The following is a 21,248-nucleotide window of genomic DNA, read 5'->3' on the forward strand; positions in this document are numbered from 1 at the left end:
CATTGAAAGCAAGAAATTTACTGTAAGCTCTTAATTTTTAGGTTAAGTTAGTAAGGGCGCACGGTGGATGCCTTGGCACTAGGAGCCGATGAAGGACGGGACTAACACCGATATGCTTCGGGGAGCTGTAAGTAAGCTTTGATCCGGAGATTTCCGAATGGGGCAACCCACTGCTCGTAATGGAGCAGTATCTTAACGTGAATTCATAGCGTTAAGAGGGCACACCCAGGGAACTGAAACATCTAAGTACCTGGAGGAGAAGAAAGAAACATCGATTCCCTGAGTAGCGGCGAGCGAAACGGGAACAGCCCAAACCAAGAGGCTTGCCTCTTGGGGTTGTAGGACACTCTATACGGAGTTACAAAAGGATGGGTTAGACGAACCGTTCTGGAAAGGACGGCCGTAGAAGGTAACAGCCCTGTAGTCGAAAATCCATCCTCTCCAGAGTGGATCCTGAGTACGGCGGAACACGTGAAATTCCGTCGGAATCCGGGAGGACCATCTCCCAAGGCTAAATACTCCCTAGTGACCGATAGTGAACCAGTACCGTGAGGGAAAGGTGAAAAGCACCCCGGGAGGGGAGTGAAAGAGAACCTGAAACCGTGTGCCTACAAGTAGTCAGAGCCCGTTAACGGGTGATGGCGTGCCTTTTGTAGAATGAACCGGCGAGTTACGATTACGTGCAAGGTTAAGTCGAGGAGACGGAGCCGCAGCGAAAGCGAGTCTGAATAGGGCGAAAGAGTACGTGGTCGTAGACCCGAAACCAGGTGATCTACCCATGTCCAGGGTGAAGGTGAGGTAACACTCACTGGAGGCCCGAACCCACGCACGTTGAAAAGTGCGGGGATGAGGTGTGGGTAGCGGAGAAATTCCAATCGAACTTGGAGATAGCTGGTTCTCTCCGAAATAGCTTTAGGGCTAGCCTCGCGTAACGAATACTGGAGGTAGAGCACTGTTTGGACTAGGGGCCCACCTCGGGTTACCGAATTCAGACAAACTCCGAATGCCAGCTATTTAGACGCGGGAGTCAGACTACGAGTGATAAGATCCGTGGTCAAGAGGGAAACAGCCCAGACCACCAGCTAAGGTCCCAAAGTAACCGTTAAGTGGAAAAGGATGTGGCGTTGCTTAGACAACCAGGATGTTGGCTTAGAAGCAGCCATCATTTAAAGAGTGCGTAATAGCTCACTGGTCGAGTGACGCTGCGCCGAAAATGTATCGGGGCTAAACGGTTCACCGAAGCTGTGGATTCGTGCTTCGCACGAGTGGTAGGAGAGCGTTCTAAGTGCGCAGAAGTCAGACCGGAAGGACTGGTGGAGCGCTTAGAAGTGAGAATGCCGGTATGAGTAGCGAAAGATGGGTGAGAATCCCATCCACCGAATGACTAAGGTTTCCTGAGGAAGGCTCGTCCGCTCAGGGTTAGTCGGGACCTAAGCCGAGGCCGAAAGGCGTAGGCGATGGACAACAGGTTGATATTCCTGTACCACCTCCCCGCCGTTTGAGCAATGGGGGGACGCAGGAGGATAGGGAAAGCACGCCGTTGGTCGCGCGTGTCCAAGCCGCAAGGCGGGGAAGTAGGCAAATCCGCTTCCCGTAACGCCAAGCGGTGATGGGGAGCCTCTTAGGAGGCGAAGTTCCTGATTTCACACTGCCAAGAAAAGCCTCTAGCGAGGCGGGAGGTGCCCGTACCGCAAACCGACACAGGTAGTCGAGGAGAGAATCCTAAGGTGAGCGAGAGAACTCTCGTTAAGGAACTCGGCAAAATGACCCCGTAACTTCGGGAGAAGGGGTGCTCATTGGGGTGCAAGCCCCGATGAGCCGCAGTGAATAGGCCCAGGCGACTGTTTATCAAAAACACAGGTCTCTGCAAAACCGCAAGGTGACGTATAGGGGCTGACGCCTGCCCGGTGCTGGAAGGTTAAGAGGAGGAGTTAGCGCAAGCGAAGCTCCGAATTGAAGCCCCAGTAAACGGCGGCCGTAACTATAACGGTCCTAAGGTAGCGAAATTCCTTGTCGGGTAAGTTCCGACCCGCACGAAAGGCGTAACGATCTGGGCACTGTCTCAACGAGAGACTCGGTGAAATTATAGTACCTGTGAAGATGCAGGTTACCCGCGACAGGACGGAAAGACCCCGTGGAGCTTTACTGTAACCTGATATTGAATTTCGGTGCAACTTGTACAGGATAGGTAGGAGCCGTAGAAGGGGGAGCGCCAGCTTCCCTGGAGGCGCCCTTGGGATACTACCCTGGTTGTACTGAAATTCTAACCCGCAAGCCTGATCGGCTTGGGAGACAGTGTCAGGTGGACAGTTTGACTGGGGCGGTCGCCTCCCAAAAGGTAACGGAGGCGCCCAAAGGTTCCCTCAGAATGGTTGGAAATCATTCGCAGAGTGTAAAGGCATAAGGGAGCTTGACTGCGAGACCTACAAGTCGAGCAGGGTCGAAAGACGGGCTTAGTGATCCGGTGGTTCCGCATGGAAGGGCCATCGCTCAACGGATAAAAGCTACCCCGGGGATAACAGGCTTATCTCCCCCAAGAGTCCACATCGACGGGGAGGTTTGGCACCTCGATGTCGGCTCATCGCATCCTGGGGCTGTAGTCGGTCCCAAGGGTTGGGCTGTTCGCCCATTAAAGCGGTACGCGAGCTGGGTTCAGAACGTCGTGAGACAGTTCGGTCCCTATCCGTCGTGGGCGCAGGAAATTTGAGAGGAGCTGTCCTTAGTACGAGAGGACCGGGATGGACACACCGCTGGTGTACCAGTTGTCTTGCCAAAGGCACAGCTGGGTAGCTATGTGTGGACGGGATAAGTGCTGAAAGCATCTAAGCATGAAGCCCCCCTCAAGATGAGATTTCCCATTGCATAAGCAAGTAAGATCCCTCAAAGACGATGAGGTAGATAGGTCCGAGGTGGAAGCACGGTGACGTGTGGAGCTGACGGATACTAATCGATCGAGGACTTAACCAAAAGAAAAGCTTTCAATGCCGTTATCCAGTTTTGAGAGAACAACCTCTCAACTAAATATGGTGAAGTGACGATGGCAAAGAGGTCACACCCGTTCCCATACCGAACACGGAAGTTAAGCTCTTTAGCGCCGATGGTAGTTGGGGGCTTCCCCCTGCGAGAGTAGGACGTCGCTTCGCAAACAGAAACACCACGAAAGTGGTGTTTTCTTATTGCCCAAAATAAGCCCCCAAATACCAAAGACCGGAGGTCAGCTCGGCGCGATACAGAAACAGGAATAAAAGAGTCAAGCAGAAGAACCATTAGTAGTAGACGAGAAGAAGATCAAGGAAGCGAGGCGGCACGGAGCGCAAGCGTCGGGTACGTGAGCACCGGACCGCCGAAGCTGACGAGAGTAGCCGGTCAACGTGCTTCGGAGTTCGCGCCGATGGTAGTTGGGGGACCCCCTGCGAGAGTAGGACGTCGCTTCGCAAGCAGAAACACCACGAAAGTAGTGGTTTTAATTACCAAAAAAGTTCCTCCTATGTAAATGTCTGTATCAAAATGTACATTTTTGCTTATATAAGCATGTACACTTTTGACCGTTATACGGCTCTCTATACAAGTTAGTGCATAATTACAACTTGACACGGAGCCTCTGCGGGCATGATATGCCGCTAAAAAGCCAGCAGTAACAAGGGCTGGCAAGCCAACCAAGGCTATCATACCCGCCACTCCATGTAAAGTTGTAATATACAGGGGAAATCAAAAATGTACATCTTTAAACGAGCGTTTTTGTACATGCTTAATTCAGCATTTGTACTCCTATCTATTAAAGACAGAAAGTCTGTTTATTCTTGAAAATGAAGCACAACTATTACCACTCAAGTATTTAGAGAATTGTAAGAAAAAATTCCTCCACAATACAAAATCAAAAAAAATCGAAATAAGGAAGAGATACCATTGCTTCATCCTTATTTCGATTCCAATGTCACAAAAATTAAATACAATTAATTAGACTCTTTTAATATCCGTCAAAACTCAAGAACTCTACGCAAATCATTAATATAGGATTGGCTGACAGGCAATTCGATACCATTCTTCAGTTGGATAATAAAGTTGGTTGTGATGTCCTTCGTAATGTTTTTAATAAAGTAAATATTTAATATATAGGAACGATGAATTCGAATAAAAAATTCAGGCAACTTAGATTCCAATTCTTTTAATGTAAAGTTTGTTTTAAATTGTTCATTATTAGCATAAAACCAAGTCCGTTTTTGCAAACTTTCAATATGTGTAATTTCTTCGACCGGTACAGGTGTCCACATATCTTCCTGTTTGCCCGTTAAAAATTTATAAGTTTCCTTTTTTTCTGGTGTATAGGAAGATGGGAAAATAATAATCAGTGCCGCTTCTTTTTGATCCAAATAAATTGGATAACCCATCACGAAATATGGCTGCCCGAATATGGAACAATCGATGACAAGATCCGTCTTCATACGGGTTTGCATCACACGGGCTGCTACACTGTCAGGATGAATTTTATCCCCAATTGTCAAATGCATATGTTCAACACTTGGGGAGTAATGAATGTAAGAATCTTCGCAAGCCAAAGCAATGGATGCGTTTTTGGGAATCCAATCTTTTAATATAATATTAAATTGCTCTAACCCCTTATTTGAAATAGCAACGCATTTCATCTCCACATGGACTTCCCCCTTTTTAAAAATTCAGAATCTTAAGTATTTATCCCCCAAAATAATTGTTTCATCCTGAAATTTCTGTATTTCGTCACAAAATTATACATTTTTGAATTGACTGTTATATATTAGTCTTACAATAAATATACCTGTTATGAAACAGAATGTAAATTACTTTTCTAACAGAGTGTATTGAAATAAAGGGGAAGGTGTTGAAAGAAATGTTATCACAACAAGAAAGAAAAGAAAGAGTAGAAGCGCTAAAAAAAGATTGGGCTGAAAATCCACGTTGGAAAGGCATTGAGCGCCCATACTCCGCAGAAGAAGTAGTAAAATTACAGGGGTCTGTAGTGGTTGAGCACACATTGGCAAAACGTGGTGCTGCAAAACTATGGAAACTACTTCATGAAGAAGATTTCATCAATGCATTAGGTGCATTGACTGGTAACCAAGCAGTACAACAAGTGAAAGCTGGGTTAAAAGCTATTTATCTATCAGGTTGGCAAGTAGCTGCTGACGCTAACTTGGCAGGTCAAATGTATCCAGACCAATCATTATATCCAGCTAACTCAGTTCCAGCTGTAGTAAAACGCATTAACCAAGCATTACAACGTGCTGATCAAATAGAACATGCTGAAGGCCGCGACGATAATTTTGACTGGTTTGCACCAATCGTTGCCGATGCAGAAGCAGGATTCGGCGGTCCGCTTAACGTGTTTGAATTAGTAAAAGCAATGATCGAAGCGGGTGCTGCTGGAGTACACTTGGAAGACCAATTGGCTTCTGAGAAAAAATGCGGTCACTTAGGCGGTAAAGTATTGCTTCCAACTCAAAACGCAGTTCGCAACCTTATCGCTGCACGTCTAGCTGCAGACGTAATGGGTGTAGATACAATCCTAATCGCTAGAACAGATGCTGATGCAGCGGATATGGTAACTAGCGATATCGACCCTCGTGACCATGAGTTCATCACAGGTGAACGTACACCAGAAGGATTCTTTAAAACAAGAGCAGGCATTGATCAAGCAATTGCCCGCGGTTTAGCTTACGCACCATACGCTGACTTAATCTGGTGTGAAACATCTAAACCATCATTAGAAGAAGCCCGTAAATTTGCTGAAGGAATCCATTCTAAATTCCCTGGCAAAATGCTAGCTTACAACTGCTCTCCATCTTTCAACTGGAAAGCAAATCTTTCAGACAAAGAGATTGCGGAATTCCAGCGTGAAATCGCGAAGATGGGTTACAAATTCCAATTCGTAACATTAGCAGGATTCCATACGCTCAACAAATCAATGTTCGAATTGGCTGTTGAATACAAAGATCAAGGTATGGCAGCTTACTCTAAACTACAACAAGCTGAGTTCGATCTTGAGAAAAAAGGTTACACAGCTACTAGACACCAACGTGAAGTTGGTACAGGTTACTTCGATGAAGTATCAATGGTTATTTCTGGCGGTACTTCTTCAACAACTGCGATGGCAGGTTCAACAGAAACTGAACAATTCGTATAATTTTAATCTGGTAATAAAAAACTAGATTATTGATAAGGGGAAGGGGATTGGCATTGTTCCATTCCCTTCTCACCAAAAACTCAAAGGATCAGCGGTCGATCAGAAATTATCGATCGATGCAGTAAGTTCAGGCGTAATAATTTTCGTCATGTCAGTAAATTATCGCACGATGTGAACCTAAAATTATAATCAGCCAATCCTAATTTGTTTACTCCAAATCAATAGGCGTGCAAGTAACAGCTGCCAAATGGAAGAAGTTCCAACGGATGTATGAATCAATATATGTGTCGGGATTTAAACTATAACATCATCAAAATTCATGGTATGAGGGCAGCATTTAAAACATCGCTTTGAGAAAATGTCATAAACGGAAGTTTCAAAATGTATTCGCCATTAAAAGGTATTCTAGAAATGGTCAAAAGTAGCAAAGAATGGGGATAAAAGAATCATAAAACGGTCGTTTCGAAATTGCAGGTAAACGTACATTTTTGTTGATTATTCATTTTGGGAACGAATTCAATAAATCGCTTACATTTTACACAAAGGGGATCGTAAAATATCTATCTATAGGTTGCCTCCTATATTGATAGTGTTATTGCTAAAGGGGTTATGTTAAGGAATAATAGATTTTAGTAAATTGGGGATTTCACCTTACTTAGCTGGGATACTGAGCAAGTAAGGTCTTTTTTTTTACATAAGATAAGAAGGAAAAAACGGTTTTGCCGAGAATCTATTGTTAAAAATAAGATTAAAAAGGGGAACGAGAGAAAGATGCGAAATAAAGATATTCTACTAATTCCAGGACCGACTCCGGTAGTGGATGAAATTTATGATGCCCTATCCTCTGAAACAAGAGGACATACCGACCCGCGTTTTGTTGAAGTGTATAAAAATGCCTTGGAACAAACAAAACAATTGTTTCAGACGGATGGCGAAGTATTTGTCATTGCCGGATCAGGTACATTGGCCATGGAAATGGCGATCGTCAACACGGTGGGCAAAGGGGAACATTTACTCGTCATCAGCCATGGTTATTTTGGCGACCGTTTTACACAATTGGCAAAAGCTTATGATATTCAAGTGGATGTGTTGCAATCCGAGTGGGGGAAACAAGTAGATCCAAAATTAGTGGAAGAAACATTAAAAAGCAAACAATATAAGGCTGTAACTATTACGCACGCAGATACATCCACCGGCGTTTTTTCGGATTTGGATACATTGGTGCCGATTATTAAACGGGCTGGTGCCCTGGTCATTCTGGATGGGGTTGTGGCAACCGCAGCAATGGATGAAAACATGAGCAAAACATACGGACACAAGGATTATAAGCTGGATGTCGTGTTGACCGGTTCCCAAAAGGCGATTGGCATACCACCAGGTTTAGCCATTGTTGCGTTTAATCAAACGGCATTAAAGGCAAGGGAACAATTGGGACGGATTCCTGCTTACTATTGTGACATAGAAAATTGGAAGCCGATCATGCAAGATCCATCGAAATATTTTGCGACTCCACCGGTGAACTTGATTTATGCCTATAATGAAGCGTTGAAAATGGTCCTAAATGAAGGAATGGAAAGAAGGGAAAAACGCCATATCGCATATGGCCGGGGAATTCGGGCCGCATTGCGCACTTATGGAATGAAACCGTTGGCAGAAGAAGAGGTGGCCGCCCCTACCTTAAGTTGTATTTTCTATCCGGAAGGTGTGGAGGATGCCGCTTTTCGAAATAAACTTGCGTCAAAAGGAATCGTCGTTGCCGGTTCATTAGCCCATTTAGCCGGGAAAGCGTTCCGCATCGGTCATATGGGGAATACGACCCCTGACATGCTGGAGAAGGCAATTCGGACAATCGGGGAAGTGCTTCAGGAGCTGGGCCTTGCCGTAAATATTGAACAAGCGATTGAAGCTTTTCAAAAAGAAATGAAACAAGCCGTGATGAATTAGCAATTCATTCTGATCGAGAATGAAACCAAAATTATCATCCAGGCCGGATGATAATTTTTTATGACTTTTATGGATTTATGAAATGTAAAAGAATACTTGATAATAGTATACTAATATATAGATTAGTATATTTCTTGTTAAGGAGAGCTCGCTGTGGAACGGCCAATTGTGATCATACCGACTCTTAATCCCTTGCCGACATTCGTTCATTATATAAATACTTTATTAGAATTGGATATTCATCAAATTGTTGTCGTCAATGACGGCAGTGATTCGAAATACCAACCGATTTTCCAGGAAATTTCTGCGATGAATCAATGCATGGTATTACATCATGATGAAAATAAAGGAAAAGGCCGGGCGTTAAAGACAGGGTTTGGATATGTTTTAAACCATTTTCCCAAATCGCATTCCGTGTTGACGGTAGGGGCCCATGGACAACATACCATTGATGATGTAAACCTTATTTTGCAGAAGATGAAGTTATTTTCCGATGGTATTATATTAGGTGTGCGCAACTTCCGATCAAAAGATTTGTCCTTTATGAATACAATTGGCCAGCAAGCGGCTTCATGGCTGTTTCAATTACTATTCCATCGCCGGATTTTAGATACCCAGACGGGATTGCGTTCGATTCCGACAAAAGAATTGCCATGGTTGATGAAAGTGCCTGGAAATTCATATGATTATGACATCAATATGCTGGTGGAGGCAATTAAACGAAAAATCCCGATTTACGAAATCCCGATTGGACGGGCAAAAATAAAAAAGAATTCCATTATTCATTACGATGAAATTGTAAGCACTCAAAAAATCATTCACCAAATCATTGCAAATTTCACTAAGTACAATAAATAAAAAAACTTGAGTGAAACTTTTTAAATCAAAAATCGTACATTTTGATAGTACTACCAAAAGGGCTACCAACTTTTTTATTTCGGTAGTACTTCTTTTTATTTTCCTGGCAATACTTGTAATGGATTTGGGGAAAATTTTTTTCTATGAGCAGTTTTATCGATAGGTGGTGAAGGGTATTGTTAAAGCGTTTGACCATTTTCGTGATACTTCTTGTAATGATTAAACCCGCTTATGACTTGTCAAAAGATATCTGGGATGGCGTGCTTCAATGGATTGACGAAAACCAGGTTGCCGAAAAAATAGATAGCTTCAATATTTCAAATGTTGAAAAACAATCGGCAAAAGAACCGATTGATGAAACCACATCAACCATTACCGCTTTGCGAAATACCATTCACCTGCCGACAAAAGTGCAATCTGTTGAAGAATTGGCCGATGCATTTTATTATCATTTTAGCCAGTGGGAAACGGATTTTGAAATACAGTACGCGGGAAGTACAAGTGATATCGAACATCTGCTTCAACAAGCTGTGGAAGACGCAGCCAACCGGGATCATTACATTTTAGGCCATCTGGGCGACCGGAAAATTGAATATGAATACGGAAAATATAAAGCGCTGATCAAAGTGCATCAGGAATATTTAACCAATGCTGCCTATGAACAATATGTAGATGCACAAGTGGCAAGCATTTTGTCCAATGTGGATGCCAACTCCATGTCGGATTTTGAAAAGGTAAAGTTTGTGAATGATTACATCGTAAAAAATACCGTTTATAGCGAAGATACAACTCTAAGCCCGCATAGCGCAATCGCCGTTTTGAAAGAACATAAAGGCGTTTGCCAGGGCTATGCGCTTCTTGCTTTAAAAATGTTGAGAGAGCTTGGCATTGAAACCTTATATGTGGTGGGAGAGGTGAATACAGGACCTCATGCTTGGAATTTGGTGAAAGTGAATGGGGAATGGTATCACCTTGATACAACATGGAATGATCCGGTGCCTGACCGCGGTAATGCAGTAAGATATCAATATTTCCTTGTAGATGATGCGACAATGAAATTGGATCATCGTTGGGAAGCAGGGAACTATCCGAAGGCGACCAGCAAACAATACGCCTTTATGGAAAAAATGGATCATGCTTTTGAAAAAGGTGGTTATATTTATTACAGCAATCTTCAGGATCATCATCGCTTATATCGGTTGAATTTGGCTACCGGCGAAAATCAGCGATTAACAAGAAGCAGAGCACAATATATCGTTGGTGCCGGAGATTGGATTTACTTCAGCAACTATTCCAATGGGGCGTATTTAACAAGAATACGCACTGACGGCTCGGAAGAATCCATCATCTATCCGGAAAAGGTGAGTGATTTGCTGGTTGAAGATGGTTACTTGATCTTCGCGACGGATGATGGATTGAAAAAGATGGAGATTGAGACTTCTTGAAGCATAAAAAAAGGGGGCTTTTTCTATTAGCCCCAGTTACCAACGTACCGACCGACTAGATCGAAATTGAAAAACCATTATTATTTTAATGAACGAAGTGCCCTGTTGGCAATATAGTCTATCGGATTTTGATTGCATAAATGGAAGGAAATATGAGGATATAATTCTTTCACATAATCTTTATATAGTTTTAATATGACCGGATTATTTTTCAGTATGCCCCCGTTTAAGTAAACTACAAACTTCTCATGAATCGGCCCGATTTTCCGAAGTACGGCATCGGTCATAAGGGATAACTCCTTTGCAGCTTCACAAGCAATATCGATGGCCCGCTCGTCTCCAAGAGAGATGGCTTTTGAAAGGACGGCGGAGATTTTGGCCATTTGGGCATTGGTATAATTGGGATGGTATATCCAGTCGTTGAGCTGTTCGATATTGTTTATTTGCAAAAGGTCATATACCAAGTCGGTGAGGATGGTAGGTTTCGGGAGACGGCCGTCTTCATATCTGAAAATGGTATTTAAAATTTCCCTTCCGATCCAATAGCCGCTCCCCTCATCTCCAACCCGGTGCCCCCAACCGCCGGAACGTTCGATTCTTCCTTTGCCATCGGTCGCATAAGCGGCTGAACCTGTACCTGAAATAACAAGGGCTCCCGCATTGTTCCCGGTTAATCCGATTAATGTGGACTGTACGTCATTTTCAACAATGGTGTGATGGATGCAAAAGGATGAATTTTGGCAGCTTCGATCGATTATGTTCCGTACGATTGCCAGCCCGTTTTTTGTATCGACGCCAGCCATGGCAAAAGCTGCAACGGCAATGTTCTGAATGCCCGTTGAAGTGTAGGCGTCTTCTAATAGATCGGTTAACACCTTTTCGACTTTTTCTGTGCCGATTGCTTGGTAATTGGTGCTTGTAGTGGTTTTTTCAAAATAGATTTTCCCCTCAGCATCCCTCAATGACAAAGTCGTTTTTGTCGCTCCTCCATCAATGGCTAAAACATATTGATTCATTTTTCCTTTCTGCTCCATTCATCCAAATATTGTCGTAATCGTTTTTCACTTTGTAAAATGGCATCCTTTTTATTCTGAACCCATTTGCAAAGGGCGGATGTTTCGCTTTTTGCCTTTAACAATGATTCGGTCATCGTCATTGGTGCAGGGCCGCCGGGCATTTTGCGGACATTGACGAAATGGGCGGGTTTCAAAGATTGATAGAATTCTTCCTTTGAAATCTTTAAAGGTTTCTTTGTGAGCTCAATACTTTTCGCATTGACCAGTTCCCAAGTCAAATCCTCAATGGAAGTCTTATTGTCTTTAAGCAATGCGCGGACACATTCGGAAACGAGTTTATGGGACTGTCGGAAGGAAATATTTTCGGTCATGACAAGGGTATCCGCCAATTGAGTGACGTTGGCCAAACTTTTTTCAGCCCGTTCCAACAACTTTTCTTTATTCACATCCATGGTTACTACTAAACTGCCAAATAATTTGTAGATACCGCGCAATTTTTCCATAGCCCGCCAAATATAAGGCTGCATGTCATCTTCCGTATCCACAATATCTCCAAATGGCGTGTTATGAATCATTTGTAAGACGGTGGAAGCATCGCCTACAACGGATGAAAGCAGTGAACGGGTATGCTCAATGGAAACGGGATTCCGCTTTTGCGGCATGATGGAACTTACTTGAACATAAGGACTTGCAAGACTGATCGCGTTAAATTCTTGTGTGGCCCACAGCAAGAAGTCTTGCGCGGTGCGGCCAAGGTTCAATGCAGCCAGCTGCACGACACTGGCCGTTTCAGCGATATAATCGGCCCCCGCAACCGCATCCCACGCATTTTCCACCATATCATCAAAGGCGAGCAGTTCCTGCATTCTTGCGCGGTTAATGTTGAATCCTGTTGTTGTCAGTGCAGCCGCCCCCATACTGCTCCGGTTCACTGTCGCATAAGCGTGCTGCATGCGTTTAAAATCCCTTGTGAGCTGGTCAATCACGGCTTTCAAGTAGTGGGCAAAAGTGGTTGGCTGGGCTTGTTGGGTATGAGTATAGCCGATCATGATCGTATCTACGTGTTCTAATGCAAAGGTGATGAGGGAAGTTCTTAAGGTGACCAATTCGTCCATCAGGTCGAGAAGTTTTTCGCGGATGGTCATGCGATAAATGGCGATGCCCATATCGTTTCTGCTTCGTCCGATATGCAGATTTCCTGCTATATCACCAGCCATCTCCATCAATTTATTTTCAATATGGAAAAATAGATCCTCAAACTGCGGTTGATATTCTTGTTTTGAAAAATATTCCATGTCTAATTGGCCGATTGCAGCACCGATTTTTTTTGCATCTTCTTTTGAAACCAGTTGTTGTTCTTCAAGCATTTTTAAATGGGCAATATGTATTTGCACCATTGCTTTCAAAAAATGTTTCTTTGCTTCATCATAGGCAGGCTGTAGCACGATTTTACGATAGCTGTTTGAAGGGAACTGGGTACCCTCAGATTCATGGATGCGGCTTCTATACTCTTGGAACATCACAATCATCGCCCCCAAAAACGATTTCTATCAACAAAACATTCACTTCCGGACAAAACTTATTGTTTTTCTTTTTGCAATTTCTTTAACTGTTTTTCAGAAAGCATTGTTGGCAACGCAATTCCCCACAAAATAAGGACAATTCCGATGATTTGCAGCCAAGTAATGGCTTCATGAAGTACGATGACCGAAGCGAAGACCGCAACGGGTAATTCCATGGCGCTTAAGATGGAAGCAATACCGCCGCCAACCTTTGGCACAGCGAAAGCAAGCAGGAAAATCGGCAGGATGGTTCCGAAGAATCCGAGCACTAAACCGAATTGCCAAAGACCTTCTCTTATTAATATACCGTTCCACAGTATTTCTGGTGACAAGAATATGCTGATCAAAACAAGGGCAAAAAAGGATGTAAACAATGTTCGTTCAATGGTTGTAATCCCTTCGATGGATCTTGAATTAATTTGCAGGAATATGGCGAAGCTGATGGCTGAACAAAAGCCGAACAACCAGCCTTTCCATTGAAAGTTCGATAAATCCGCTTCAAACGCGACACCAGCGGCAAGGAGCGTTCCGACAAAAAGAATGGCGAGGGAAATCGCTTCAGGACGACTTGGCCATCTTTTTCTTAAAATGCAGTCGATCAACATGCCGATCCATGTGAATTGGAAAAGCAATACTACGGCGAGGGAAGCAGGCAAATAATTTAAAGATTTTCCGTAAACGATCCCGGTTGTACCGGTAAAAATTCCGGCGAAAAGAAGAAGCATGAATTCCTTTTTTCCGAGCTTAGGAATTTTGCCTTTCGTCAGGATGAAACATACCAAAGCCAGGAAAAAGCCGATTAAATATTGGCTTGTAACGGCTTCATCCGAAGTAAATCCACGGCCCATCGCCACTTTGATAACGGTCGAAAGGATGCCGTAACTGCTTGCTGCAACTATGATAAGTAATGGATAAATAATCTTGGTTTTCATGATGTTAACCCACTTAAAAAATTTGTCGTTAAATATTGATGAGTTTCTAATTTTAGCATGATTCGACTAAATCTGCTATTTTTCTTTGAAAAAAGTATAGCAAATTTTGATAATGCCTGAAATGCGCTTCCCAGAAGAAAAATAATACATAATAAAGAATTTTCTGCTAAATGAAAAATTAGAATATAATAGTAAGTAATAAAAATATGGAAAGGAGGGTTGTCCGTTGAAAAACTCCGAACGGTTTTTGGCGGCCTTTAACCGGATCACATTCACATTGCGGAAAATCGTAAAGGCAAAAGAATTTATGCCTTTTTATCGTTTAGTGGATTTTGCAAAAAAGAAAAGTCCGTTAGTAAGAAAATACGAGGATGAATTGCGTTCTTTTGCGGATTTGCGAAATGTAATTGTGCATTATCGGGTATCCGAAGATTTTGTGATTGCCGAGCCTCATACACAAGTGGTTGAACGCATCGAATACATAGACGAACTGTTAGCCCGCCCGGGTTTAGTGGGACAAGTTTTTCGAAAGAAGGTAGTGGCCTTTCAAACGTCAGATTCCCTAAAAGATGTTTTAGATATTATTCAGGAACGGAAATATACGCAATTTCCTGTTTACGAGGGGAGGGATTTTCAAGGGCTCATCACGACGGTGGGCATTACGAACTGGTTGGCGGATGTGGCGAACCAAAAGATTTTGGTTTACGACATGCCAACGATCAAAGAAATTTTGAATTACGAAAAAAAGCGGGTCAATTATAAGTTTGTCAGCAGAAATCTAACGGTTTATCACGCAAAGGAACTTTATAAGGAAAGTGTCGAAAAGGGGAAGCGGTATGATGCGCTATTGATTACGGAACATGGCAAGCCGCATCAAAAGTTGATCGGAATCATCACCCCTCTCGATTTAATGAAAGTGCATTGATTATACATACATAAAATAAGGTTTGTCCTTACTTGCTTTTTTTGGACAAACCTTGTCTATTATTAAAAAGGGAAACATAGAGGGAACCATCTTCAAGAACTTGTGCAAAAAACACATCCTCCACTTTTTTCACATTTTTCTTTTTAAGTTTGTTGAGCAGCCAATCTTCCGTTAGGTTTAATTCTGAAAGATTTTTCTCCACAATCTTCCCATCAGAAATAACTTCGGTTGGAAAGAGGGGTGAGTTTGGATAATCCGCTTTGATATCTTTTTTGGTGGCAGGGTTATTTTCAGGCTTTTTCATTACGCTGAGTTCACCGTTTGTTTCAAATACGGCATAATGGACTTCATCAAAGGAAAAGACGCCTTGTTCGCGCAAAAGCATGGCCAATTCATCGACATGAAGCCTTGCTTTTTTTAGCCCATGTTGATTGATCATTCCATTTTGGATCAAAATCGTCGGGCGATCATCGACAATGACACGGATTTTCGTTGATTTGATCGATATAAAACTCATGAGAAGGGTCAAAATGGTCCAACAGGATAAAGCGATGATACCGTCAAAAAAAGGGGTTTTTATTTGAGTGGTAATTTCACCGGCAATCGATCCGATTGTAATGCCTGTAATGTAATGGAAGAAGGTCAACTGACTCAATTGTTTTTTCCCAATGATTCTTGCCAATACTAGTATCACAATAAAGGTAATGACGCTTCGAAAAACGATGTCCAAAAAGTTTGCTTCCCAAAAGTTTTCCATCATCCAGAAGCCTCCTTTCGCCTCTCCCTTTAGCATGAGCGGAAGAGGAAGGAACTATACAAAAAAACAGAAGCAATCATGCTTCTGTCCAATCACACCAAATAATGTTTATATTCTTCCGGAATCTTTTCGGGATTTGATACAAAATCTTCCTCAACTTTCAATTCACACATTTTATGGTTGTGGGAAAAACGGAAAATGCCATTATCGAAGTCGGTACCGATTTCTTTGAAGAAAATCCCTTCGATATAGCGGCCTTTCGGGCACGTAAATACGATTTTATATCGTTCCCCTGCCGGAACGATAAAAGCCCGGACTCCTTTTTCATACATGCCGATTTCTTCATCTTCTGTAGGAGGGTTTACGGCCACAATATGAAAATCAACAAAAGGAATTTCTTTCAACAAGACATTCAATAAAGACCCTTTTGTAATTTCCTCCCATCGGCTTTGGGCGCTTTGCCCAACGATTATTTGAGATACGTTCAATTCCTTGGCCACTTCCGCAATCACTTTTTGAATGGGCCGTTTTTCATTATCCCGAATGATAAATTTTTCAACCCCGAGTTCCTTCGCCAACTCGTTCCATCGTTCAATATAACCGGACTTTTCGGCATCGAACTTGTCGAGAGGTTTCGAATCGACGGTTAATATATATAATGGACAATTGAGCAAAGAAGCGAGTTTATGGCCTCTTCGAATCAGCCGTTCTCCGTTTAAACCATAATAGACGCAAACCAAAATGCTTTCATCCGTTTGCTTTTTGATATCATTCACCATTATTATCGCACCTCTTAAATTTATGTAATACAAATTTTCAACATTCCGCAATCAAAATCCATGAAAACCATTTTGCTTTATTATATACTTAAAATTGTAGACTAAGGTTTATTTTTTCTAAAAAATACATATCAATTAAAATCATGTTGTTGACACAATATTATGCAATGCAGTTTTGTTTTCGTCAAGTGAATGGAATAAGTGAAGGGAGGAGAGAATTAAGTGACAACGGATGTTGCCATCGTCCTCACCCCGTTTATTTTTGCCCTGATGATTCCCGTATTTCACAGGTACATTAGCAAGAGATACATTGGCTGGCTTGTAATGACTGTATCTTTCATTTTATTTTTTCTATTAGCTGCTTATATTCCCCGTATTTCTAACGGCGAAGTCATTACTTTCACTCATGAGTGGATCCCCTCGTTAGGTATCAATTTCACCACTTATCTGGATGGACTAAGCTTAATTTTTAGTTTACTCATAACCGGAGTAGGAAGCTTAGTTGGTTTGTACTCCATTTTCTATTTATCTAGAAGTGAACAGCTATACCATTTTTATTGCTATCTACTCTTGTTTATGGGGGCAATGTTAGGGGTTGTTCTATCTGATAATTTATTAGTTTTATATGGATTTTGGGAATTAACAAGTGTTTCATCATTTTTATTGATTGCTTTTTGGCATCATCGGAAAGCTTCCAGAGCCGGAGCAAGAAAATCCATGCTTATAACGGTTGCTGGCGGTATTTCTATGCTTGCCGGATTTTTGATGCTTTATGAGGTGTCCGGTACGTTGAGCATCCGGGAAATCATCGATAAAGTGGATCTGATTCGCGGCAGTGCCTTGTTTGTGCCGGCGCTTGTGTTGATTTTATTAGGAGCTTTTACAAAATCGGCCCAATTTCCGTTTTATATTTGGCTGCCGGATGCGATGGAGGCCCCGACACCCGTGAGTGCATATTTGCATTCCGCAACGATGGTAAAAGCGGGCATTTACTTGGTGGCTAGACTTACGCCTGTTTTTGGCGGAGAAGCGGTTTGGTTTTGGTTGGTAACGGGGGTTGGTTTATTTACGCTGTTTTGGGGCTCTTTCAACGCTGTGAAGCAAGTGGATTTGAAAGCGTTGCTCGCCTTTTCGACGGTCAGCCAACTGGGGCTCATCATGAGTTTATTGGGCATGGGTTCCGTGGCAATCTATCTGGGTTATTCCGCTGAAACGATAATCTACACGCAAGCGGCATTTGCTGCCATATTCCACTTAATTAATCATTCCACTTTTAAAGGTGCGCTGTTTATGATGGTCGGAATCATCGACCATGAATTGGGTACGCGCGATATTCGGAGACTGGGCGGACTGATGTCTTTCATGCCGCTCACCTTTACGATTGCGTTGATTGGCAGTTTATCGATGGCAGGGCTTCCTCCATTCAACGGATTTTTGAGCAAAGAAATGTTTTTCGCTGCGACTCTTCATATACAGGATTTGAGCATTTTTTCTCTCGACCATATCGGTTTCCTGATTCCAATCGTTGCATGGATTGCGAGTGTATTCACGTTCGTGTACTGCTTGATTATTGTCGGGAAAACATTCTTTGGGAAAGTGAAATCCCATTGGCTGGACAAACATCCTCATGAAGCGCCAATTGGAATGTTGATTTCTCCTTATACGCTCATCATTTTTGTTGTTGGAATTTTCTTTTTCCCGAATTTGCTTGGCCAATATATTTTAAGACCTGCAATGGCAAGCATTTATCCTTCATTTCCATCCACACAAGAATTGACCCCGACCATCCATGCCTGGCATGGATTATTGAGTCCGGAGCTTTGGATGACGATTTTTGTAATCATCGCAGGAATTATTCTGTATAGTATTTTGAAAAGCTGGAAACCGATTTATCGGGTACTTCCTCAAAAATTCTCATTGAATGAGATTTTTAATAACGGGATTTTATTGAGCGAATCATTATCGGCACGATTGACAAACCGGTACATGACAGGCAATTTGACAGATTATTTTGTTTATATATATCTTGCCTTTTTATTATTTGTCGGAGGATATTTTCTTCGCGCGGATCTTATGGTTTTAAGTCCAGTCCATCTTGAATCGCTGGAAGTGTTTGAAATCATTCTGGTGTTGATTATGATTGTGTCTTCCATCGGAATAGTGTTTGCGACATCCCGTATTACATCCGTATTTCTGAACGGGGTTTTAGGATATTCGACTGCCTTGTTTTTTATCGTGTTTCGGGCACCGGATTTGGCATTGACGCAGCTGGCGGTGGAATCTGTTTCAACGGTGCTGTATTTAATTTGTTTCAGACATTTGCCTGAAATAAAAAAAGAGATGCTTCCAAAATGGAAAAAGATAAGAAATGTTTTGATTTCGGCTGCTGCCGGGGCAACGGTTACGCTGGTCGGTTTTGCGGCCATTCACTACGAGAAATTTATGACGATTTCTTATTATTTTAATGATTCTTATGAATTGGCCGGAGGAAAAAATATCGTCAACACAATTTTGGGTGATTTCCGTGCTTTCGATACGATGCTTGAAGTGGTCGTGTTGTTTATTGCAGGTTTGGGAGTATACGCCATCATCAAGTTGAAAGCAAAAGGAGGGGGAACAAATGAGAATCAATGATGTGATTTTGCGGACGGTCGTAAAAGGGATCACTTTAATTATCCTGACGCTCGGTGTGTACTTGTTTTTCTCGGGCCACCATGCACCGGGGGGAGGCTTCATTGGCGGACTTGTTCTCGCCTCCGGGATCATTCTCCTTTATGTAACGTACGATATCGATACGATTCAAAAGAAAATCCCCTTTGATTTTAAGAAGGTGGCGGCCCTTGGCGTTTTGATTGCAACGGGAACAGGATTGGGGGCAATTTATTTTGATTTGCCATTTTTAACTCATACGGATGGACATTTTGCGTTTCCATTTATAGGTGATAAACATTTATCGACGGTGACTTTGTTTGAAGCGGGAGTGGCCTTAACGGTGATTGGCACGCTCGTTACAATGATTATAAGCATAAGTGAGGATGAGTAAATGTATGGAACAGGTCATGTTGGTTTTGATTGGGATACTCGTTTCAGTGGCTACCTATTTGATCCTCTCGCGGAATATGATTCGCGTCATTCTTGGCACGGCTGTATTGTCCCATGCAGTGAATTTGCTGATTATGACGGTTGGTGGATTAAAAGCCGGAAATGTACCTTTGCTGGGCCACGGGGAAGAACCTTTTACCGATGCCTTGCCGCAGGCTTTGATTTTAACAGCGATTGTAATCAGCTTTGCCACGACCGCTTTTTTGCTCGTATTAGCCTACCGCACCTATCAAACGAATGGGTCGGATGATTTTAACGAATTGAGAGGAATGTCCGATGAGTAACAACATCATTGTCTTGCCTCTGGTTATTCCCATATTTACAGCCGTTATTTTAATCTTTTTGCGAAAGCATGTGGTCGTGCAAAGGATCATCGCTTTTTTGACAATGCTTGCGGTTAGCATCATATCTTTCTTTTTGCTGGTGCTTGTGCAAAGAGAAGGGATTATAAGAATAGACTTTGGAGGATGGAAACCGCCATTCGGGATTTTGTTCGTTGCGGACGCTTTTTCGGTGTTGATGGTACTAACAGCAAGCATTGTCACACTGATTTGTTTGCTATATGCCTTTTCGACGGTTGGCGAGCGGCATGAATACATGTTTTTTTATTCTTTTGTCTTGCTTCTGGTTGCCGGAGTCAACGGTTCCTTCTTAACAGGGGATATTTTCAACTTGTTCGTCTGTTTTGAAGTGATGTTAATGGCATCTTATGCATTAGTCGCATTGGGCGGTGAGAAGGTTCAACTCCGGGAATCGTTGAAATATGTATTAATTAATGTTGTAGGTTCTTCCGTTTTCTTAATTGCCCTTGCATATTTATATGGAACGGTGAAAACGTTGAATATGGCACACATTGCCGAGAGGGTTGCTGAAGCGGGGCAAGATCCGATGTTGACAACCGTTTCCCTTGTGCTGTTTATTGTCTTCAGTTTGAAGGCCGGTTTAGTGCTGTTTTTCTGGTTACCGGGTTCCTATGTGGTACCGCCCGCAGCGGTGCAGGCATTGTTTGCGGCATTGCTCACAAAGGTTGGAGTGTATGCGCTGATTCGCACATTCACATTGATGTTCCCGCATCGTCCGGAGGTAACCCATACCATCATTGGCGTTTTTGCGGGTTTAACAATCATCCTGGGATGTTTGGGCGCATTATCATCCCGGAATGTGTTAAGAATCGCCGCTTATAATATTGTGATTGCTGTGGGCTTTATTTTAATAGGGTTGGCGAGTGGTACGGAAAACGCACTGGCAGGGTCCGTGTTTTATTTAATCCATGACATGATTGCGAAAGCGTTGTTGTTCCTGTTGGTGGGCTTGATGGTCTTTTTGACCGGCGAAAAGTTTATTGATAATATGAGCGGACTCATCCGAAACTACCCATTATTCGGATGGATCTATTTCCTGACGATGCTGGCTTTGGTCGGTATTCCGCCACTCAGCGGTTTTGTGGGAAAAATATTGATTGGCAAGGGGGCGATTGAAGCGGGTTCCTATGTATTGCTGTTCCTCGGGTTCGCATCCAGCCTTGTGGTGCTCTTTTCGTTGCTGAAAATATTCCTGAGTTCATTCTTTGGGGAAACGATTATTACCAATGAAGATAAAAAACCGCTTCCCATCGCTTCAATGGTTTCGCTTGTTGCTTTTGCCCTCTGCATTGTGGGGATGGGTTTAGGGGCGGAGCAGCTGATGGCCTATGTCAAAGATGCGGCAAAAATCCTCGTGAACCCATCCATCTATATTGATGCCATATTAAGCGAAAGCGAGGGGGTGTGAA

Annotated in this window: 15 protein-coding genes and 2 rRNA genes; 11 read left to right on the forward strand and 6 right to left on the reverse strand. The window is 42.8% G+C overall.

The genetic code is table 11. From position 1 onward, the window contains the following. Positions 1-40: 40 nt before the first annotated feature. Positions 41-2,967 (forward strand): 23S ribosomal RNA (locus tag NST13_RS12680). A 60-nt stretch (positions 2,968-3,027) separates the two neighbouring features. After that, positions 3,028-3,143: ribosomal RNA gene (gene rrf / locus NST13_RS12685) — 5S ribosomal RNA — on the forward strand. Positions 3,144-3,977: 834 nt separating this feature from the next. On the opposite strand, the gene NST13_RS12690 is transcribed toward rrf, so the two are convergent. Continuing rightward, a complete protein-coding gene (locus tag NST13_RS12690) occupies positions 3,978-4,643 on the reverse strand; it encodes a LytTR family DNA-binding domain-containing protein (RefSeq protein ID WP_342581855.1) in 666 nt (221 codons plus the stop codon). Positions 4,644-4,864: 221 nt separating this feature from the next. Between NST13_RS12690 and aceA the strand changes: the two genes are divergently transcribed. From aceA to NST13_RS12710, 4 genes are all read left to right on the forward strand, one after another. Further along, the gene (gene aceA / locus NST13_RS12695) at positions 4,865-6,157 is read left to right on the forward strand and encodes an isocitrate lyase (protein ID WP_342471204.1); all 1,293 of its coding nucleotides are present in this window, start codon (positions 4,865-4,867) and stop codon (positions 6,155-6,157) included. A gap of 771 nt (positions 6,158-6,928) precedes the next feature. Continuing rightward, positions 6,929-8,101, forward strand: coding sequence for an alanine--glyoxylate aminotransferase family protein (locus tag NST13_RS12700; protein ID WP_342470664.1), 1,173 nt, complete (start codon positions 6,929-6,931; stop codon positions 8,099-8,101). Positions 8,102-8,254: 153 nt separating this feature from the next. Beyond that, positions 8,255-8,959, forward strand: coding sequence for a glycosyltransferase family 2 protein (locus tag NST13_RS12705; protein WP_342470663.1), 705 nt, complete (start codon positions 8,255-8,257; stop codon positions 8,957-8,959). A 176-nt stretch (positions 8,960-9,135) separates the two neighbouring features. Next, a complete protein-coding gene (locus tag NST13_RS12710; RefSeq protein ID WP_342470662.1) occupies positions 9,136-10,404 on the forward strand; it encodes a transglutaminase domain-containing protein in 1,269 nt (422 codons plus the stop codon). 80 nt (positions 10,405-10,484) lie between these two features. On the opposite strand, the gene NST13_RS12715 is transcribed toward NST13_RS12710, so the two are convergent. From NST13_RS12715 to NST13_RS12725, 3 genes are read right to left on the reverse strand one after another with little or no spacing between them, the layout of a single operon-like run. Continuing rightward, positions 10,485-11,420, reverse strand: a complete 936-nt coding sequence (locus tag NST13_RS12715) for a BadF/BadG/BcrA/BcrD ATPase family protein (RefSeq protein ID WP_342470661.1) — start codon at positions 11,418-11,420, stop codon at positions 10,485-10,487. Then, the gene (gene argH / locus NST13_RS12720) at positions 11,417-12,940 is read right to left on the reverse strand and encodes an argininosuccinate lyase (protein ID WP_342471203.1); all 1,524 of its coding nucleotides are present in this window, start codon (positions 12,938-12,940) and stop codon (positions 11,417-11,419) included. Before argH ends, NST13_RS12715 begins: the two co-directional genes overlap by 4 nt. 59 nt (positions 12,941-12,999) lie before the next feature. Continuing rightward, a complete protein-coding gene (locus NST13_RS12725; protein WP_342470660.1) occupies positions 13,000-13,914 on the reverse strand; it encodes a DMT family transporter in 915 nt (304 codons plus the stop codon). 226 nt (positions 13,915-14,140) lie between these two features. On the opposite strand from NST13_RS12725, the gene NST13_RS12730 reads away from it, so the two are divergent. Continuing rightward, positions 14,141-14,839 carry a CBS domain-containing protein gene (locus tag NST13_RS12730; protein WP_342470659.1) on the forward strand — a complete coding sequence of 233 codons (699 nt, stop codon included), beginning with the start codon at positions 14,141-14,143 and terminating at the stop codon, positions 14,837-14,839. Positions 14,840-14,867: 28 nt separating this feature from the next. On the opposite strand, the gene NST13_RS12735 is transcribed toward NST13_RS12730, so the two are convergent. Both NST13_RS12735 and NST13_RS12740 read right to left on the reverse strand, forming a co-directional pair. After that, complete coding sequence (locus NST13_RS12735; RefSeq protein WP_342581856.1) at positions 14,868-15,596, reverse strand: DUF421 domain-containing protein; 729 nt, start codon at positions 15,594-15,596, stop codon at positions 14,868-14,870. A gap of 92 nt (positions 15,597-15,688) precedes the next feature. Beyond that, complete coding sequence (locus tag NST13_RS12740) at positions 15,689-16,372, reverse strand: histidine kinase (protein WP_342471201.1); 684 nt, start codon at positions 16,370-16,372, stop codon at positions 15,689-15,691. Between the two features lie 225 nt (positions 16,373-16,597). Here NST13_RS12740 and NST13_RS12745 point away from each other — a divergent pair, with 225 nt between their 5' ends. Genes NST13_RS12745 through NST13_RS12760 form a run of 4 tightly spaced genes read left to right on the forward strand, consistent with a single transcriptional unit; the run spans position 16,598 to position 21,247 of the window. Next, complete coding sequence (locus NST13_RS12745) at positions 16,598-19,009, forward strand: Na+/H+ antiporter subunit A (RefSeq protein WP_342470658.1); 2,412 nt, start codon at positions 16,598-16,600, stop codon at positions 19,007-19,009. Next, complete coding sequence (locus NST13_RS12750) at positions 18,996-19,418, forward strand: Na(+)/H(+) antiporter subunit B (protein ID WP_342470657.1); 423 nt, start codon at positions 18,996-18,998, stop codon at positions 19,416-19,418. Before NST13_RS12745 ends, NST13_RS12750 begins: the two co-directional genes overlap by 14 nt. A 4-nt stretch (positions 19,419-19,422) precedes the next feature. Beyond that, positions 19,423-19,761 carry a Na(+)/H(+) antiporter subunit C gene (locus NST13_RS12755; RefSeq protein WP_342470656.1) on the forward strand — a complete coding sequence of 113 codons (339 nt, stop codon included), beginning with the start codon at positions 19,423-19,425 and terminating at the stop codon, positions 19,759-19,761. Beyond that, complete coding sequence (locus NST13_RS12760) at positions 19,754-21,247, forward strand: Na+/H+ antiporter subunit D (RefSeq protein WP_342580724.1); 1,494 nt, start codon at positions 19,754-19,756, stop codon at positions 21,245-21,247. Before NST13_RS12755 ends, NST13_RS12760 begins: the two co-directional genes overlap by 8 nt. The last annotated feature ends 1 nt before the right edge of the window (position 21,248 follow it).

The organism is Ureibacillus sp. FSL W7-1570 (genome assembly GCF_038593265.1).
GTDB lineage: Bacteria > Bacillota > Bacilli > Bacillales_A > Planococcaceae > Ureibacillus > Ureibacillus suwonensis.

What these genes read in the sequence shown, in the direction of transcription:
- NST13_RS12690 (WP_342581855.1), bottom strand. Translation starts at nt 4,643, where the DNA reads ATGAAATGCGTTGCTATTTCAAATAAGGGGTTAGAGCAATTTAATATT.
- aceA (WP_342471204.1), top strand. Translation starts at nt 4,865, where the DNA reads ATGTTATCACAACAAGAAAGAAAAGAAAGAGTAGAAGCGCTAAAAAAA.
- NST13_RS12700 (WP_342470664.1), top strand. Translation starts at nt 6,929, where the DNA reads ATGCGAAATAAAGATATTCTACTAATTCCAGGACCGACTCCGGTAGTG.
- NST13_RS12715 (WP_342470661.1), bottom strand. Translation starts at nt 11,420, where the DNA reads ATGAATCAATATGTTTTAGCCATTGATGGAGGAGCGACAAAAACGACT.
- argH (WP_342471203.1), bottom strand. Translation starts at nt 12,940, where the DNA reads ATGTTCCAAGAGTATAGAAGCCGCATCCATGAATCTGAGGGTACCCAG.
- NST13_RS12725 (WP_342470660.1), bottom strand. Translation starts at nt 13,914, where the DNA reads ATGAAAACCAAGATTATTTATCCATTACTTATCATAGTTGCAGCAAGC.
- NST13_RS12735 (WP_342581856.1), bottom strand. Translation starts at nt 15,596, where the DNA reads ATGGAAAACTTTTGGGAAGCAAACTTTTTGGACATCGTTTTTCGAAGC.
- NST13_RS12750 (WP_342470657.1), top strand. Translation starts at nt 18,996, where the DNA reads ATGAGAATCAATGATGTGATTTTGCGGACGGTCGTAAAAGGGATCACT.
- NST13_RS12755 (WP_342470656.1), top strand. Translation starts at nt 19,423, where the DNA reads ATGGAACAGGTCATGTTGGTTTTGATTGGGATACTCGTTTCAGTGGCT.
- NST13_RS12760 (WP_342580724.1), top strand. Translation starts at nt 19,754, where the DNA reads ATGAGTAACAACATCATTGTCTTGCCTCTGGTTATTCCCATATTTACA.